Annotated in this window: 16 protein-coding genes; 3 read left to right on the forward strand and 13 right to left on the reverse strand. The window is 40.6% G+C overall.

The window, feature by feature from the left end:
• Nucleotides 1–12: 12 nt before the first annotated feature.
• The 4 genes from ACLB09_RS18580 to ACLB09_RS18595 form a co-directional block, all read right to left on the reverse strand.
• Nucleotides 13–1188, reverse strand: a complete 1176-nt coding sequence (locus ACLB09_RS18580) for a DNA methyltransferase (protein WP_410771347.1) — start codon at nt 1186–1188, stop codon at nt 13–15.
• A gap of 10 nt (nt 1189–1198) precedes the next feature.
• The gene (locus ACLB09_RS18585; protein WP_410771348.1) at nt 1199–2425 is read right to left on the reverse strand and encodes a hypothetical protein; all 1227 of its coding nucleotides are present in this window, start codon (nt 2423–2425) and stop codon (nt 1199–1201) included.
• A gap of 115 nt (nt 2426–2540) precedes the next feature.
• Nucleotides 2541–2918: a hypothetical protein gene (locus tag ACLB09_RS18590; RefSeq protein WP_410771349.1), complete on the reverse strand. Its 378-nt coding sequence runs from the start codon at nt 2916–2918 to the stop codon at nt 2541–2543.
• A gap of 1744 nt (nt 2919–4662) precedes the next feature.
• Nucleotides 4663–5118 (reverse strand): hypothetical protein, encoded by a 456-nt coding sequence (locus tag ACLB09_RS18595; protein WP_410771350.1) that lies wholly within the window; start codon nt 5116–5118, stop codon nt 4663–4665.
• A 136-nt stretch (nt 5119–5254) separates the two neighbouring features.
• On the opposite strand from ACLB09_RS18595, the gene ACLB09_RS18600 reads away from it, so the two are divergent.
• Complete coding sequence (locus ACLB09_RS18600) at nt 5255–6709, forward strand: alpha/beta fold hydrolase (RefSeq protein ID WP_410771351.1); 1455 nt, start codon at nt 5255–5257, stop codon at nt 6707–6709.
• A 20-nt stretch (nt 6710–6729) separates the two neighbouring features.
• Entirely contained in the window at nt 6730–7224 is a 495-nt protein-coding gene (locus ACLB09_RS18605) for a hypothetical protein (RefSeq protein WP_410771352.1), read from the forward strand.
• A gap of 125 nt (nt 7225–7349) precedes the next feature.
• Here ACLB09_RS18605 and ACLB09_RS18610 read toward each other — a convergent pair whose 3' ends face one another.
• From ACLB09_RS18610 to ACLB09_RS18620, 3 genes are all read right to left on the reverse strand, one after another.
• Entirely contained in the window at nt 7350–8420 is a 1071-nt protein-coding gene (locus ACLB09_RS18610) for an SGNH/GDSL hydrolase family protein (protein ID WP_410771353.1), read from the reverse strand.
• Between the two features lie 108 nt (nt 8421–8528).
• Entirely contained in the window at nt 8529–9428 is a 900-nt protein-coding gene (locus ACLB09_RS18615) for an alpha/beta fold hydrolase (protein ID WP_410771354.1), read from the reverse strand.
• Nucleotides 9425–10048: a TetR family transcriptional regulator gene (locus ACLB09_RS18620; RefSeq protein WP_410771355.1), complete on the reverse strand. Its 624-nt coding sequence runs from the start codon at nt 10046–10048 to the stop codon at nt 9425–9427. The genes ACLB09_RS18615 and ACLB09_RS18620 overlap by 4 nt, the downstream gene beginning before the upstream one ends.
• A gap of 305 nt (nt 10049–10353) precedes the next feature.
• On the opposite strand from ACLB09_RS18620, the gene ACLB09_RS18625 reads away from it, so the two are divergent.
• Nucleotides 10354–11196 carry a CPBP family intramembrane glutamic endopeptidase gene (locus ACLB09_RS18625; protein WP_410771356.1) on the forward strand — a complete coding sequence of 281 codons (843 nt, stop codon included), beginning with the start codon at nt 10354–10356 and terminating at the stop codon, nt 11194–11196.
• 1111 nt (nt 11197–12307) lie between these two features.
• On the opposite strand, the gene ACLB09_RS18630 is transcribed toward ACLB09_RS18625, so the two are convergent.
• The 6 genes from ACLB09_RS18630 to ACLB09_RS18655 all read right to left on the reverse strand — a co-directional run bounded on the left by ACLB09_RS18630 (nt 12308) and on the right by ACLB09_RS18655 (nt 17345).
• Complete coding sequence (locus tag ACLB09_RS18630) at nt 12308–13507, reverse strand: hypothetical protein (protein WP_410771357.1); 1200 nt, start codon at nt 13505–13507, stop codon at nt 12308–12310.
• 77 nt (nt 13508–13584) lie between these two features.
• Nucleotides 13585–14508 carry a bacteriophage abortive infection AbiH family protein gene (locus ACLB09_RS18635; RefSeq protein ID WP_410771358.1) on the reverse strand — a complete coding sequence of 308 codons (924 nt, stop codon included), beginning with the start codon at nt 14506–14508 and terminating at the stop codon, nt 13585–13587.
• Nucleotides 14509–14590: 82 nt separating this feature from the next.
• The gene (locus ACLB09_RS18640; protein ID WP_410771359.1) at nt 14591–15622 is read right to left on the reverse strand and encodes an NUDIX hydrolase; all 1032 of its coding nucleotides are present in this window, start codon (nt 15620–15622) and stop codon (nt 14591–14593) included.
• 321 nt (nt 15623–15943) lie between these two features.
• Nucleotides 15944–16234: a cold-shock protein gene (locus ACLB09_RS18645; protein ID WP_410771360.1), complete on the reverse strand. Its 291-nt coding sequence runs from the start codon at nt 16232–16234 to the stop codon at nt 15944–15946.
• Between the two features lie 2 nt (nt 16235–16236).
• Nucleotides 16237–16437 carry a cold-shock protein gene (locus ACLB09_RS18650; RefSeq protein WP_114497440.1) on the reverse strand — a complete coding sequence of 67 codons (201 nt, stop codon included), beginning with the start codon at nt 16435–16437 and terminating at the stop codon, nt 16237–16239.
• A gap of 179 nt (nt 16438–16616) precedes the next feature.
• On the reverse strand, nt 16617–17345 hold the full coding sequence (locus tag ACLB09_RS18655) for an alpha/beta hydrolase (protein WP_410771361.1): 729 nt from the start codon (nt 17343–17345) through the stop codon (nt 16617–16619).
• Nucleotides 17346–17415: the final 70 nt, after the last annotated feature.

Below are 17415 nucleotides of genomic sequence, written 5' to 3' on the forward strand. Positions count from 1 at the left end.
TGCTCACCTTTTTTAGCGTTTCAATAAAAATAAAAATTGATGTTCGGTAGTAGAACCCTTATCCTTTATTCCATGCTTCTCTAACTGCTCTACATTCTCATTACCTATATGAACAGTATAAAAAAATTCATTTGATAATAAAGATAACTCTTTTGCCATATCACACTTTTTCGATTTACCTAAGTGTAGAATCATTATCCCATTGTCTTTCATGAGATTACTACAAATTTTAAAGAAATCTCTATATATTGTAATATCTCTTATTTGTTTTCCCTCTAAAAATTTCGCATCCGCTTTTTTAAAATCCTCTGGTTCCCACCCCGCCAACCATAACCTCATCCAATTGCTGATGTAAAACCGTATAGAGTCGAAAAATGGAGGTGAAGTTATTATGGCATCAACCTTCTCGGATAGTTTCTCCTCTAATGTAAATAAATCACCTAATATAGCATCTCCATTCACAAAGTTATCCCAACTACCTTTTTTATAAGAGAGATCAACCTTATTTCTTATATGTGATACTACATTTTTATAAATAAACTCCCCTGTTGGTGCATACGGAGTCAAGGGATGGGAGTTTCTCGAAAGTGCATAAGGTCTATTCCCATGTAAAATGTGTAAAAAACACGAGAATACAAAACTTCCCTCTACTGAAAAGTTAGTCTTTTTATCTAAGAAGAATTGTCTTGCTGCCAATATTTCAGAGTAAGTTTCTGCATGGAAGTAATCCGGTAAATTTCCATTAAATCCAAAATCAGCATATGGAACATAATCCCGATTAGAATTAACTTTGAACAAATCAATAAACCTATCTAATTCATCCAACAACCTATAAACATCTTCTTTATTAGCAGTTATTAACTTTGCTCTGGTTACACAATATGCCATTTCATTCAAATCATTACCTATTCCTTTTCTCCCTTGCAAGGATGCTTCAAAAGGAATAGTTCCCACTCCGCTCATAGGGTCAAGCACTACTTGACCTGCTTCAGTAAAGGTATTAATTAAATGATAAGCAATAGCTGGCTTTAATTTACCATGATAAGAACATAAAGAATGCCAGGGGTGCCCCCAATTGCGACCATTATAGGGTTCTTTTCTAAATGCAAGTTCATCCATAAAACTAACTGCTTTTTTTTCAAACTGTTCATGGACGTCCTCAAGCTTTTTTGTTTTTAAAGCTTTCATTTAAATCAACTCATTTCTTTAATCGATACCGCAAGATTTTTTGTGTTAATATCATTTGATTCTTAGACCTTCTGGTACGTAGGACTTCCTCCTCGTATAAAATAAAACCATGATTCTTTGCAACCCTTGATAGTAGTATGTCCGTTGGAATGTGAACCCCATCAAACTGTGAATCACCTATATCTAATACAAAAATACCATCATTACGTAATATTTCTTTTATTCGTTGAAAAACATTATTCATATCATAAAAGTATCCTGCTACCATCACTGGAATTCTTTTATCATAAGAATTTTCTAATCTTTCGACATATGGTTTAACCTCATCCATTATATGTGGTATATTTCTTCTCCTTGATACACTATTAATACCCGCCATAATTCCATTTGAATGAAGATTTGGTAAATCCTTCTCCGTTTTAATAAAATCCAATAGCTTTAGCTCAAGCTTTGTATTTCTTATATAATTCGTTCCATTTAAGTAAGGTGGTGAGGTTATTACACAATCTACTTCTTTCGGTAAATAGGCCTGCCTAGCGTCTGCATGAATAAATAAAGTATTAGCTTGAATACTTTCTGAGGTCTCTCTAATATCAATAATTATTTCTTCAACTTTATCAGAGAAATGCAAGAATACATCAAAGTCTTCATTTTTTTTCTCATTATCCTTCGCGTATCTTAAATCACCCCTCTTAACCATTTTTGATACTCTTACCGCAATGGCAGAGAGGGCTATTAAAGCAAATCTTTTAGAAAGAGGCTCAAATATATCTTTAATTAGTCCTTTTATAATCTTAATTTTTAATAAAACTTCAAAATCAAAATACTTTTCAAAACCATCAAATTCAATAGAATCTCCACATTCTTGGTCTTCAAAATTTAAGCCCGTAACTTTTGATTTTAAATTTAGTAACGAATCTATCACTTCATCTTGTTTATTACTTGCTTCTCTTAATGAATTTATTTTAGTTTCAGTTACATATGCCATGAAGGGGTTTATCTCTGTGAAGTATGACTCAATTCCAAGCTGAGCAGCTACTAGAGGCGTTGTTCCAGATCCTCCAAATGGTTCAAAGAGAGAATTAGCTTTAATAGGCAGTTTATTAAACTCATTGACAATTAGTTCACTTGAATAGCCTTCATCATATTTATACCATCTATGAATAGGCTCAGTTTTATTAAGCGCAAAAGTACCCGACAGACCTCTTCTTCTGTCAATTAAATCTTTGCTTTGCATTATTTCACCTCTTAAAAAAGACAATAATAATAGGATAACATATATTAAGCACCCATGCTGTTTTCCTATGATTTTCATTTTTTTCGGATTAGTTAATATCATTACTCTTAGTTAATCAATTTTTATTATTAAGTTTTGATTCAATTCGTTGTAACGTTTTTAAGATTTCAGTAAGCGTGTATTCGATATTATTTTCTAAAGATTCAGCAACATAAGTACCTAAAGGAACCTGCACAGTTTTTTCTTTTAAATAAGACTTCAAACCCACCTTAAATGCCATATCCCAGGTGGTATGATGAGCTCTTTTGTATTCCCTGATCTCTTTAAACAATTTAATATGTTCTTCTGAAAACTGTTGCCTATTTCCTATCAATCCTTGTTTTCTTAAATGTTTTTTAAAAAGACGAACGTTCCCAATTTTATCGTTTACTTTGTCCATAAATTCTTCATCAGTATACTTATAAATAGTTTCCCCCTCCAATATCAATGTCATCGAACATTTCGTAAACTTATAATAATATTATTATAAGTTTACTTTACAATTCACTCTCGGTCAATATTAATATCGAACATTTGTTCCCTATATGAATTGTATAGTATTTTCATACCTGCAGCAATTTTACTAATAAAAGAGTATTCCACAAGATAAGAAGGCGTAAGATTGGTACCGAATCAAGGAGCTTACTTGATCAACACTGCATGGAGATCCAAGTGGTCCCCCTTTCTCTGTCGATGAAATACTATCAGTTCTCCGCTTATCGTTCCGCTTTCCTCTTACCATCAATTCCTTCTAAACAGCCTTATAATTGCTACAGGAGTAAATTGATACAAGTGCCTCTCAATTCAGTTGTTTGCTGTATTCGTTTGGCTCTGATATTTGGGGCTAGAATGTACACTGAAGACAAGACCTCATAATGGATACACTAGCGGAAGCCTTAAAGCCACTAAAAACTGAAAGACTATCAATATGTTATGTATTATACAACACTTCGTATGCCGGATTCCTCAGTTATGAAGCATGAAGAAAAAGTTAAAATGTAAGCAAAAACCCCAATCCTCGTTTGGGGTTTTTGCTTACATTTTGAAGGCGCGGGGAGTCGAACCCCTGACCGATCTCTTAACCAACGTTCACGTTGGCTGACTTTTGCGTCTTTAGGAGATGCTGTACTACTAGCCAAAATTGTGCGCTCATTCGAATTACCCGCCAATATTTTGGATAATATATGACTTAAAAAGTTATACATCCAGTAATGGCAACAAAAACTATCAAGTGTAATAGCAATTTTAGCTCACCAATACCCATCAAGCAATTTCCCCGATGCTTCGTCTTTAACATCAACGTGAAGCCCGTGGCCGTAATAATCGTCAAAGGCTGAGGAAATAAAGGCAGCAGCGCTTTCACCAGCTTGGGGATCGGATTGATCATGCCCTCCGCCCGGACTTGGATCCCGCCATCGGACACTATCGAGAAGGAAGGCGTATCCGATTGCAAACAATGCTCGACGTCACACATTCCGGACTCTTTCATCGCAGCCAAAAAACACGGTTACCGTATGGTTCAGCCGGAGGTTATGGTCTCTAAGGAATTACAAAAACGTACAGCACCCCATTCAACGGCCCCTTTATTATCCGCAGGGACATGTGAACTGATCGTACGGCGGTCGCTATCCTTCGGATAAACCACAAAAATGCCGTAATACTCATGCTCTTTGACCCCAAGATCCACCACCTGTGTACAGCCATCACCACACATATGGGCCATTCCGGGGAATAAGCCCCCTACACTGCGGACGCTTACCAAACATTTCATCGCTTTCAGCATCTCCGACTAATGGGCAAGAATCCATTCGTAAACGAAGTTATCGGTAACGGCTTCATGGGACCAGATCATTGGTCGTTTCCCTGTGCCTGGGCATAAAGGGTGAAGATACGCCGATCAATTCCCACGACAATGTCGCCGGATAGATTAAGCTTGTCCCAGAGATCCATTGCTCCGGCCATCGGCTATATGGATTTTTATTCATTTTCAAAGGCTTTTAAAAAAACACGAGGGTATTTCACCCGTCGAATATCGATGCCGCCACGAACTGGCATGTGTTACAAAACACAAAGTAGAACCTGCATACCCCAGGCCGAAGACTAGCCCAGTCCCCGGCCTTTTTCTTTATGGCCGCCGTTCTATCCGCACAAAAAAACACCGACCGTAGGGGTCCGTGTTTTGAACAGCGCCAGTATCCTTATTTTTTCAACTTTAACAACTGCACATACACAAAAAGCACGATCACCATGGATGACGGCAATAATAACGGCTGCATAAGATTGCCGATCGGCATAGAAGTCGCAAGAAAAACAATGAAATTTATAAGGGCAATTCCCATAAACAAAGCGGCATTGAACCCTATAAAGCGCAGGGAGATCTTATTGTTTTTTAGTGTGTAAATATGAACGACAATAAAGGCTATTACAAATTCAGCAAAAAACAATTCCTCAAAGGAAGTTACCCACGTCCCAAGGCGTTGAATGGCTTCGACATCTTCCTGCGTTATACGGCTTTTGGAGGCCCAATAGTCGGATTGGTTTAGGCGATGGTTGTCCAGCAGTGCATAAGCATAAAACACAAGGGTCATTAAAATGAGATAGCCCATCCGAATCGTACGGGTTCTTTTTTCAATACTATTAGAGAAAGAAAGCAATCCATTCCCCCCTTAAGCCTAAATACACTCTATTCCATTTATTTCAACATTAAAATCCTGACTTTTGATAATTTATGCCACTTAGGCCATTCACCCGTATGATAAAATAGCCCTAATCAACAACAAATTAAAGGTGGTGCCCCACTTGAAATTACTCTCCAGAAAGAGAGATTTTGAAATACCGGAGTCAGGGATCAGTACAGTTGAAAGACTAAACATTGGCGGTATTGAACAGACCATTTTAATACAGGCCCAGCATACCGACAAACCTGTACTTCTGTTCCTGCATGGAGGTCCAAGCATGCCGTTGCCAGGCGTAAGCTGTCGATTTCGGGATTACACCGTGGCTACTACTTCCAAAGAGCTGATTCATCATTACGTGCTTGTATTTTGGGACCAGCGCGGAACCGGGAAGTCCTATCACCCCGGCATCCCCAAAGAATCGATAAATCTCGCTCAGTTTATTTCCGATGCGAAAGAGCTTGTTGATTATCTTAGGGAACGTTTTGTACAAGATAAGATCGTCATAGCGGGTCATTCGTGGGGAAGCGTGATCGGTCTATCTCTTGCTACCCAAATTCCCGATAAATTGCATGCTTACATAGGAATCTCCCAGATTGTGGATTGGCCCGAAAATGATCGGTTATGCCGGGAATGGGTAATAAATGAAGCAACCAAGCGAGGACACAGCAAGGCCGTTGATGAATTGACCCGATTAGGAGAGCCACCCTACACAGAAAGCTATAAGCAATGGGGACTGTTGAGAAAGTGGTTAATGAGATATAACTCCATGATCTATAAAAATAAAGAAATCAAACCGCCCAGCCTTTTGGACGCGATGAAGATTATGCTGTTTTCCTCTGATTATACGCTTAAGGACATATATAATTCTCTTTATAAAGGCTTCATCTTTTCATTCACGCAGCAAATGATCGAAGACTTTTCTAGAGTTAACTTTTTCGAATCCGCAAAGAATGTAGATGTACCTATCTTCTTTATTCATGGTCGTAAGGATGTCCATGTTTATGGGAGCCTGATCCAAACCTACTTTGATCATTTGAATGCGCTGAAATCCAAACATTTGTATTGGGTCGAGAAGTCTTCGCACATGTTTCATCCCGACGATGCCAGAGAGATTGAAAAGATCCTAATCGAGCAGGTAGGTGCTGTTATTGATCAATTCATAAGAAATAAAAAGAGTTATGGACTACAAAAACTATACAGGTTAAAAGAAGGCCCCTATCAAAGCGTCGGGATTCTGGAAGACATGTACGTTTTTGAAATCCTGACGGGAATAACGGATACACCGGAATATTACCGGATCACGAAGGAAGAATTCTATTCCTACGACCATTGGAAAAACGAGTGGATCACGGATCTAAAGACGCTATATACCATCGTGAATAGAAAATGTATAGCCAGCGGTTATAACCGGACGAATTTCACGCCGCGCAATTACCATTTTGACGTGGCTACATGCGAAATATGCGGGCATGAAACGGTTAGCGAAATAGGAAATATCCCGCTAGGGACTCCTTATGAAGTAACCTGTTCGGAGTGCGGCAAGACATTTACAAAATTGAAGGATTAATTGCAGCAAGTTAAAAGGAGTTGAGCTATATCAAGCAAGGGATAGTACTGCTGCTGTTTCTGTTGGGATTGAGTGGCTGTGCGGAAACTAAACCAAGCGATAAACTCGCAATAATTGCTGGAGAACAAAGCATAAATTGTATCCCGGTGAGCCGGGAATCTGACTCGGAGGATATCTTTAAGTCTTTTTTTGCGGAAGAAGCCTTGTCGGAAATCAAAAATGTTAAGACTAATGAGATGCTATCACTAAAGTTCGAGGGAGATCCACCAAACCAAGTTGCGATTAAGGATATTTTGCTCCATTCTGACGGTAGCTATCTATATCCGGAGAAGCTATCCCCTCAGACTTTATTGACCAATAAAGATGAGAATTTCAGTTTTGTCGCTGGAAAGAATTTAACATCAGCCCTAAGCTCGCAGTTCGATCCCGCTAAAAGAAATTACAGAGGATTCGAAGTCCATGCAGCATGGGAATCAGGGGATGAAAAGTGCATTTTTGTTATCAAGGAAAAGTAAACCATCCTTAAAGTATCGGACATCAAAAAAGACCCAACCCGAAAACAGGACTGGGCCACCACAACATGGTCAGGATAGACTTTTGGGAGCAAGCAGAATTAGCCGCTCGATTTCTTCTGGTCTGCTTATAGCTTCATAACTTCCTTAATCTCCGCCACCAGCTTCTCCGCCGCTTTCCGGTGAGTCACTTCCGACGGGTGAAAATTAACGACGTAGCCGTCCGCTTCCGACTGGAGGTCAAACCGCATGGCCGAGATCTTCGTATCGCCTGTTTCTTGGGTATAGTCGTTAACCGCTTGTTCAACAAAAGGACAGAGTCTGTCTCTCATGATCCCGAGCGTACAAAGGATGCGGGCATCCGCATTGTTGGCTCTGATCATTTTCAGAAATTCCACGTACTGCTTCACATAATCCGCCTGTCTAGCGGGATCGTCTTCGGTATAGGTATCGTCATTCGTCCCGAGATTCACGACGATCAGATCAGGTACGAACTTGTTGAAGTCCCAGCTTAGGGTTTGAGGCACCAGGGTGCCGTCAAACTTTCCTTCGGATTTGCCGACCTTTTCGTAGTAATCCGGAACAAGATGGGTGAGCAGCTTTTCGCCGTTTTCCGTATAGCCTGAAATAATTCCGTAACCGCTGAACGAAACCATGCTGTAATCGGCCTGAAGCCGCTGGGCTGTCAGATAAGCATAGGTTTTCGTGACATCCTCCGTCGCTGTGGAAAAAGTACCCTCCACGTTGTCATCGTCCACCCCATAGCCGCAAGTAATGGAATCGCCGATAAATTCAATTTTATGTACGTTTGCCGGGGTAGGCTTAATCCCCTCTCTGGCGTCCACGGCGATTTCTTGAATTCCGACCGTCGACATCGCCGCTTCCGATAGTTTTATGACCCTGATCGTGACGTTTTGCTCCGTGTCGCTTTCGAAGGCGGTGTACTTTTTCACGGGTTGCTTCACCATATCGTCAATCACCCGGTTTCCGTTCACATCGATGCCGATTCGGGCCTCATTATTGCCGCTTGTCGCAATAGGGTCGCCCTTAATGGTGATTTCCGCTTTTTTACCGTAAAAAGAAAATTCCACCCCGCCGCCCGACAAGGCCAGCCAAAGTACATCGTTGTACTCGTAGGTTCTCCCGATGATTTTTACATTGTTCTCTGTGGCTTTAAAAACCTGTGCTGCTTCTGTCATAGTGGTTCTTCCTCCCGACTTCTTTACCAGTACCTCTCTTCATATTAATAAATCCTAATATTGCCGTCCATATAGACCGGCCGGTTCAAATGATATTAAAGGTCCCAGTCACGCAATGGGCTTTGTCATAAATCCTTGAATAGCCTCGTTCACGGATGATTTTTGCTCCAGAATAAGGCAGTGCCCTGCTCCATTAATCAACGCGACCTCTGAATCGGGCAATGTTTCTCTGACACATTTCATCACGTTCCCGGCATCGTAAATTTTCTCTTCATCCCCGACCAGAAAGAGTACCGGTGCCGAAATCCTGCTCCAAGCTTCTTTCTCGATGACACGAGGGACAACAGGAAGCTGCGAGCGACCATGCGTATAGGCTGCAATGACCATGTCCATAACTTGCGAAGGAAGAGAGTATCCCTTTTTACAAAACCAGTCCCACGCTCTGCGAATCCGATCAGGCTTGGGCCACAGCATGGCCGGATAGACTTTTTGGAGAAATTTCAGAAATGGAACCGGCAAAAATGTCGCCACTGGAGCAAGCAAAATTAACCGCTTGATTCGTTCCGGTCGACTTGTCGCATAATTCGAACAAAACCAACCTCCCATCGAGTGGCCGATGAATGTCGTCTTAGCAAGCGCAAGCGCGTCTAGAACTTGATCCATCCAGAGAACGGCATCTTCCGGGGTGCTAATACGTTTAACAACCCTGCTTTTGCCGAAGTCCCCCGGCGTGTCGATACAATAGACTCGAAAATCCCTCAGCGCTTCAATAGTAGGGTACCACATCGCTGAATTACTCGTCATACCGTGAAACATCAGGACGGTCTCCCCATCTTCGGGTCCGCTAACGATCACATGGCAAACCCCGAATCCGGTTTGGATCTCCATCGTTTCATACTGACTTGGCCAATGCTCCATAAGTTTATCGTAAGTATGCATAAACAGCCGGGCCCCTGCTTCGCTTTTAAATACGGACAAATCATTATCATTCCGTTCCTTACTAATCATAGATTCCCCTCCAGCCCGGATGGCCTAAGTATAGAGCAGCAAACCGTCAATAATAACTCGAATTGCTGGGCTAGTTGTATATTTTCAGAACCATTAATAATACTCTCAAGATAAAGTCCTTCAAGTAACGAAATGAGCCAATGAACGAAAATATTCAGAGGCTGAGCAGGATGAAACTCTCCTCGCTGAACGCCATTATGTATTAAGTCAAACAGAGTTCCGTATACAGCCTGGGACCGTTCTTCAATTAGCTTGCGACGATGATCTTCTCTGCGGCCCACGATAAAATATTCGTATAAACAGGGGGCTAACCCGGCATTCACCTCTCTAACCCGTTTCTCTTGTCCCCCTATGAATTGCACAAATGCATTCCACGCACTGCCCTGTTCTTCTAATCCAAAATCCGGAGCCATGTTTTCATACTCCCGGCGAAGCAGATCCAGAAAAACATCTTCCTTGCCGGAATAATATAAATACACCCCTCCGAAGCTCCTGCCAGAGCCGGTTACAATATCGCTCATAGAAGTGGCTTCATATCCTTTTTCTATGAAAACATGTCGTGCTGAATTCAAAATTTCCATTCGGATAGCTTCTTTTTGTTGTTGCGTAATTTTAGGCATGAAGATGTCCATCCTTTCGCAAAAATAAACGAGAGTGTTCTCTTTTATTATAAAGAGAGCACTCTCGTTTTACAATGATTTATAACGGAATCCGATGTTAAAACCATCGCCGAACCATTCTCTTTCATGATTATGAGCTGCTTCCGCCCGTCGCTGGCGCTCCCCGCGACTCGAGGGTTTAACATACTATAGTGTAACCCATACCCGCCAGGCGAGTTGCCAAATATATCCCCAATAGCTTATGATCAAATCGCACCATTTACCAATATTAGTTTGTTTTTTTAATTTTAAGGAGAGATCATATAGTGGGAAAAAGACGATTATCGTTCAATTCATTTATTCAATTTCCGCTGGTTTGGATGGTCCTCGGAGCCGTTGTAATTATCCTGGCCAATGGGCTGATTAGTTCATTAATTGAAAGTCCAAACCGATTCGAAGCGCTCATCTTGGCAATTGCCATGAGTATCACGGCCGTCATTTTATATTGGCTTACCATGAAATGGTTAGCTCATCGGGATGTGCCCGAGCTCTCAATGAAAAAGGCTGTAACCGAAGTGTCTTTTGGGGGGCTAATCGGTTTGGTCTTTATCGGCATATCCACTCTGATTATTGTTTTATTTGGCGGGTACTCCTTTGAATGGTTACCGGCTAGTACGAGCTCTGTTATATTGCCTGCGATCTCATCAGCGCTTGGTGCAGCCTTCGTCGAAGAACTGATTTTTCGGGGAATTGCCTTTCAAGCCATTGAAAAAATGTTAGGAAGCCGAGTTGCCCTTATAATCACTTCTCTTTTCTTTGGGGTCGCACATCTGGGAAATCCTGAAGCGACCATTTGGGGTGCCATTGCCATTGCAGTCCAAGCGGGCGTTCTTCTTGGTTCCGCCTTTCTCTGGCGTAGAAGTTTATGGTTCGTCATCGGTATTCATTTTACGTGGAATGCAATAGAGGAACTATTGGGGATCCCCGTCTCGGGTCATCCATCATCAGGCCTCTTCTCTGTCCAAGTCAACGGTCCTTATCTTCTGACGGGCGGTAACTTCGGCATCGAGGCTTCCATCGTCCCCGTGATCATTAGCCTGCTGCTCGCTATTCCCATGCTGATTTTGGCAAAAAAACAAAGGTCACTCGAGGAAATAAGAATCATTTGACATAAATAAGTCAGGGGATGGAGCAATCTTCAATCAGCATAGAACCTATGCTACCCAGCGAAAATGTTGACGAAAGCGTCGCATCAGGTTTGGTTCCTGCGCGATATCTACGCCAATGATCGTGCGGCAGCCAAAACGCTCGGCCGTGTAATGGAAGAAAGGAAGGACGAATCGGGAATCGGGCATGCAAGACTGCGGGCATTTCGGAACTAGTTCAGATTGCAAATTCTATGGAACAATAGTCGGGAGGGGCTTAGACGCTCTACTAAGTTGGCTCCCCTCGTCTAACCAAACGGACCAACCTTATTTGGGCAAAATACGGTACTATGAGATTGTAACGAAACTCAAACACGCAATTAGGTGTGAAACCACACTCCATAGGCTTAATTTCATCAAATAACGTTACCTAGTTTCGTTAAATTATTCCAGACCCTAAATCATCCAATTAAGAATACATAGATTCGTTACCGATAAGCTGGCCTTAAAAGAGGGGTGTCCCATCGGTCATCTACTGATGACTTTTGGGACACCCCTTTCTGCATGGAGGCGAGCCGTGGATTGATAAAGCCAGAATTCGCCGCCACGTGATGCTTAGGATGTTTAGGAAGGTGGCTTAGGTTTAGCACATTTTACTTTGATGGACACTCCGAATTTGGACAAGAAATCTCCGTTTCATATTCAGTCTTTGAACGGATTACGTTTTTATGCGATAACTCAACTTTATATGTTTTTATCATTCCTTGTCCACATGCACATTTTGAACTTGAAATAAGTTCTGTACTATCAATTTCCCAACTGCTCCCCATTTTCATCACTCCTGCTATAAATTATGATACTTTTGTATACTCCCACAGAGCCTATATCGAGCAACCCACCTCAAGGTTACTAAAAAATTATCAAATCGCGGTCAATGGGAGCCATCTCTTCAATGAACCAATGATTCCTCCGAACAAGAATTCAAATCCTAAAGGCAGGCCCTTGCCATATTTAATAGTTTTGGTTTTATATGGACAAGGGTTCATTTTCTGGCTTGGTAAAGCCTCAATTCGCCGCCACATGATGCTACGGTTGTTTGGTGAGGTTGCTTGAGACCTGAAATGGTATGGTGCTGCTAAAATAATTTATCAATAGGAAAGTCCTTAGAAAAATAATTTTGATGAATTACTAAATGATCATCAGGTATACCAAATTCGAATGAGAATTTTTCCTTTATTCTATGTGGGTTGGGATCAACAATCGTAATTCGTGGTACAGTTTTCCTTTTCATAAAAGCATTTTTAAACAAATAGTTGCTTTGAATATCCGTCACTGGAAAAGAGTATCCAATAATAATAATCTCACTTGCTTCAGTCAAACAAAGTTCTGCTTCTCTCCATAGCTCCTTAAACAGGCAGCCGTACATATCGTAGGTTTTGTGTTTAACAGGTGGGATAATTAAAGGCATTGAAGTAAGTCCAGACTTCCCAGCAGTGCCTTTAGGCATATGAGGAAATCTTGGGGTTACTCTAACGAACACTTGATCTTCTGGAGCTGGCTTTCCTGGGTCCGGTATATTCGGTGGGTAGTATCCATAGGAGTACGGCTCGTAATTACTCATATATCTACCATCATATGTATCGTAAGGATCAATTGTAGATTCAAAAATATAAAAAGTTTCGGGACCAGCTGACTGAGTCATTATTATCTTCTCATTTTCAATTGTAGTTGCACTACTTAGCCAGTTGGTAGAACCGTGTAGCTTAATTAGCTTAGGATAATCAGTTTTTTGTGGGATTGAAGCAGATTCCCATGCATTTCTATAGATCATTTTAGGCGTTACGAAATACCCAGCATCAGGAGTCCATTCTGTAGTTTCAGCTAATGCTCGATCCATAAGCGTATCCCAATTGAAAGTAATAATAACATCATCTTTTTTTAAAAGCTTAGCTAAATTCATGTGTGGTTCAGACACAGGTCCATTTTGTATTTCATTAATAACAGAAGTAAATAGAAAAACCAATTGATTATAAGACTTAAAGGATTCCCTAAGACTTAAAAAGTCCTGTGGATCATTAAAAGCATGAAGTAAATTTTCCTCAATCTCAGAATGTAAAACTTCAATATCTGTACTATAACTCACAAATTCTTCGGGTTTCATCTTGTGATGTTGGTTCAAGTAATTAATAATCTCTCCTACCAAAACCCATGGATTTCGACTTATTTCTAACTTGTTATAAGTTTTAAAAAAATCAAATGCAACGGGCATTCTAATCTTTGTTGGGGAACCATCATAAGCTTTTGACGCGCCAGCTCCCAGAATGATAGCTTTCATTCTTTCAACTCTCCTTTGGTTAAGTTGCAGCTCCTGAGATACGAATATGCTCCTCTCAAGCGTTGATGTGTTAACCTCTAGGAAACGTGATAAGTATCAAATACACCATTAAACCCACAAGATCTAATAACATTTTCGTATTCCTTACGTAGTGCAATATCATCATAGTCATTTAGATACCAAGTAACATTTGCATTCGGCAATCTGCGACAAATCTCCGTTATGTATATTTTATCAACTTCGGAGAAAGAAAATCCGAATGAATAAACTTTATCAACGGATTTTGTTCTAATACTATTAAGGAATTCCTGGTTCGCTTTAATAGCTTTGATTGTGTCCTTTCTTAATTTTTCTTGCATACCTTGTAGAGAGTCCTCAGAACCAACATGGCGCCCCATATATTCTTCTGTATAATCAGTATCGTTTCCATGTCCAAACAGTAACTTGCCACCTTGCTTCCCGTGAATGTGGCAAACATTTCTCGCTTCGTATAGCTCCTCTAACGTAGTAGTGTAGTTGAAGGTTAGGTACAAATCTTTACCATTATCAATCAGCTTTTCAAAATCAGTCTTGGGAGATACTTCATCAATATCAATTGTATTGATCCATTCAGCAAAATAATCGGTAATCTCCAATACTGCTCCGACGAGATTGTTTGATTGGTCTTCATTTCTGTAAACCTTGTGCCACTCGTTATCATCATCTTCATCATCAAAGTTATCGAAGTATTCATCTAAATCTAAATAACCAAGTGATGTTTCGAGATCGGACCATTTTTCACCTTCCGGCTCAGCATTGGTAATGACCTCCATCAAGAAACCTACTACATCAATATCATCATACGTCATATCACCATCAGGCATCATTTGAGCTTCGGGTACACATCCATCGAATGAAGCATCAGGATACTCCTCCTTAAGATATTGATGGAAGTCTTCATAAGAAGTTTGCATACCATGAGCTAAATCAAACCCATTACCAATAATGAACAAACCAGCCATTTTCATCACTCCTTTACTCGATTATAATATACACAAATAACTAAGTCAATATGACTAAGTTTATTCGATTTATGTCATTTTTTTAAAAGGAGTTATAAATGGATAGAGTCAGTTCAAGATCCTCGTCTCTAAATTGATAGAGTTGGGTTTTAGGTCCGGCATACCTTTGTTCCTTCTTATTAAGAACCTGTAAAAGACCCTGTCTTCCCTTAGTTGAAAGAAGTTTTTTGGAGAAATTTGTTTCATCAACCTGAAATTCAGGCACTGTATCCCTTAATAATCGATGTAATTCTCGGAGAGTAAATCCTGTTTCATCTAAAAATTGCCTTGCTATTGTCGTTGTTAATAATTCAGTATGCATTCGTTTAATAGCGCAGCGGAGAATGTCCTCATGATCAAAGGCTAATCCCAATTCAAGTGCTTCATCTAGCGTGAAAAGTTTTGCTTCCACAGCATCTGTGCTCGCTTCTAAATCCTTAAATACTACTTCCCTAAACACATCAGTCCCGTTTTGAACAGTTACAAAAACCTCTGGTCTAACTAATGCAAAATATGCAACAGATGGTATCCACCCCCTTGGGTCTCTACCTTCGTTGTAGAATGTCTTTAGCTGATTGAGTTTAAAGTCCTTGACAATACCAGTTTCCTCCTTTAGCTCCCTTTCTGCCGCTGCATCTAAAGTTTCATCTACCTTAGAAAATCCCCCCGGTAATGCCCATCTCCCCTCATATGTTTCTTCCTTCCGACGAACCAGCAAAATATACGGCTTGAAAGTCGGCATATGTGGGCGTTTTTTATGCTCAAACATTGGAATCACCGTAAAAACACAAATATCTACAGGTAACCCATCAGGTGTCTGAAATGCCCCAAGGGAGTCCTCAGCACCTGGCAATAACCGTTTTTCTCCTCCTGGATACTGACCATAAACTGCAATATTATTTTCAGACCCAACAACCAAATCGTCGATAATACAAGACGTATGATTTGAACTCAAGCACTTATAGAACTCCCCATTCAAATAAACTTCATACGACAAAGCATTTGCATCAGCTAATTCGGCCCAATTTACACGTACTGGTTTTGTTAATAAGCGTTCCATCCTTAACTTGCCCATTAACTTATACACCCCTTTATCCTTGTTTATTTAACTACGTTATTATAACATAATGAATTCTTATTAATTAAAAAAAGCTAATATATGTAAAACAAACGGCCCAGTCTAAGATATGAGCTATCTTAGGCTGGGTCGTTTCGTGAATACAAAAGCGTTATAAGAAAATCCACTTGAAAATAAAATATTGAGTGTTTAATACATTCTACAAATACTAACCAAATCAAATCATTAATCACTTCCGAATGAGTTGAACCCTTGTAGGAAGACAACCCCACAAAGGTATTGATAGCTACCCTTGTATGTCACTAATCCTCGCCTTATTTAGTGCTTTGTCTGATTAGGACTTGTATTAGCTAGAATAGGCAGTATTTTCTCACCCTTTTCCATGGAGGAATTGCATTGGCCACAGACCGGTTGAATCGAAAAAACGAAGTTGTTCCTCATCCATCCGTTGCACTCTTTATTGGTGCAAGACCATATCATTGTCATTTCCTCTGGAAGATCAATCAGCTGTCTTTTCCGTGAATAGTACAAGCAGCATCCCTCTTTCTCTTCTGGAATAATGAATGAAAAAAAGCCCCAAAACGATGTTTGGGACCTTTCTAACAGCAATTTTATAGTTTAACAACATTCTCGGCCTGTGGGCCTCGATTGCCTTGTACTACATTAAATTCAACGCGTTGACCTTCGTCCAACGATTTGAAACCTTCGCTAACAATTGCACTGAAGTGCACGAATACGTCGCCTCCGCCTTCAACCTCGATAAAACCAAAGCCTTTGTCTGCATTAAACCACTTTACTGTTCCTTGTTCCATGATCCATTACCTCCATATTTTCATTATTACATGATCTTCAAAATTCCAAAAAAAAATCACATATTGTACAAGGCTACATAATCAAAATCATAACCCTCTACAATATGTGAATTCAGGTCGAAATTCCAATAAACTAATTATCACACGACTGGAGCTGATTTACAACTCTTCTTTTACTTTCACTCCGCCAAGTCCATTATGAATCTTGTGATTTCCTCCACCGCTACCTGTTGCTGCTCCTCCCTAGTGATAGTCGCTTTACCATCGCCCTTCTGCTCGCCGTAATTCCCAAAGTGAGCATGATTGCCTCCTTTGATGACATACGGACTTAACGAAGAGGATAGCTTGGATTTATCCAGAACCTGATCTTCGCTTCCGTACATAACCAGTGTCGGTATATCGCTATCATTAACAGGGTAGGCACCCAGCAGCACAAGCCCCTCAATTCGGTCTTGATTCTTCACCGCATAGCTGCTCGCCATCGCGCCGCCCAAAGAATGGCCTCCCATTACCCAATGTTTGATCTCAGGGAATTGGGCATAGATCTTGTCAGCTGCATTTATATCAAATACGGCCAGGTTAAAAGGCATATGAACCAGGACGCCGGTGATTCCCTTCCGAGAAAGCTGTTGTAGCAATACCGAGTAAGCCTTATCCTCTACTTTCCCGCCCGGATAAAAGATGAACCCGACACCCGTATCCTGTTCGGCACTTGGATGGAAGATCCACATCCCGTCTTTCTTCTCTATCTGAGGCTCTGCTTCCGTACCGGAAAGCACGGCAACCGCATTTTCATCGGCCCGATAGTAATTTAAGGTATAGATGTAGAAGCCTGCACACAGTAATACCAAAGCGGCTACTACGCTTAATAGGGTGATTTTCAATCTTCTTTTCACTTTTGGTTTCAATACGATGTCCTCCTATGAACCTGATGTTCACGACTCTTTAACAAACAATACATGATTATACACCCTTGAT

The organism is Fontibacillus forbon, assembly GCF_046559655.1.
In the GTDB taxonomy this organism is placed as follows: Bacteria; Bacillota; Bacilli; order Paenibacillales; family Paenibacillaceae; genus Fontibacillus.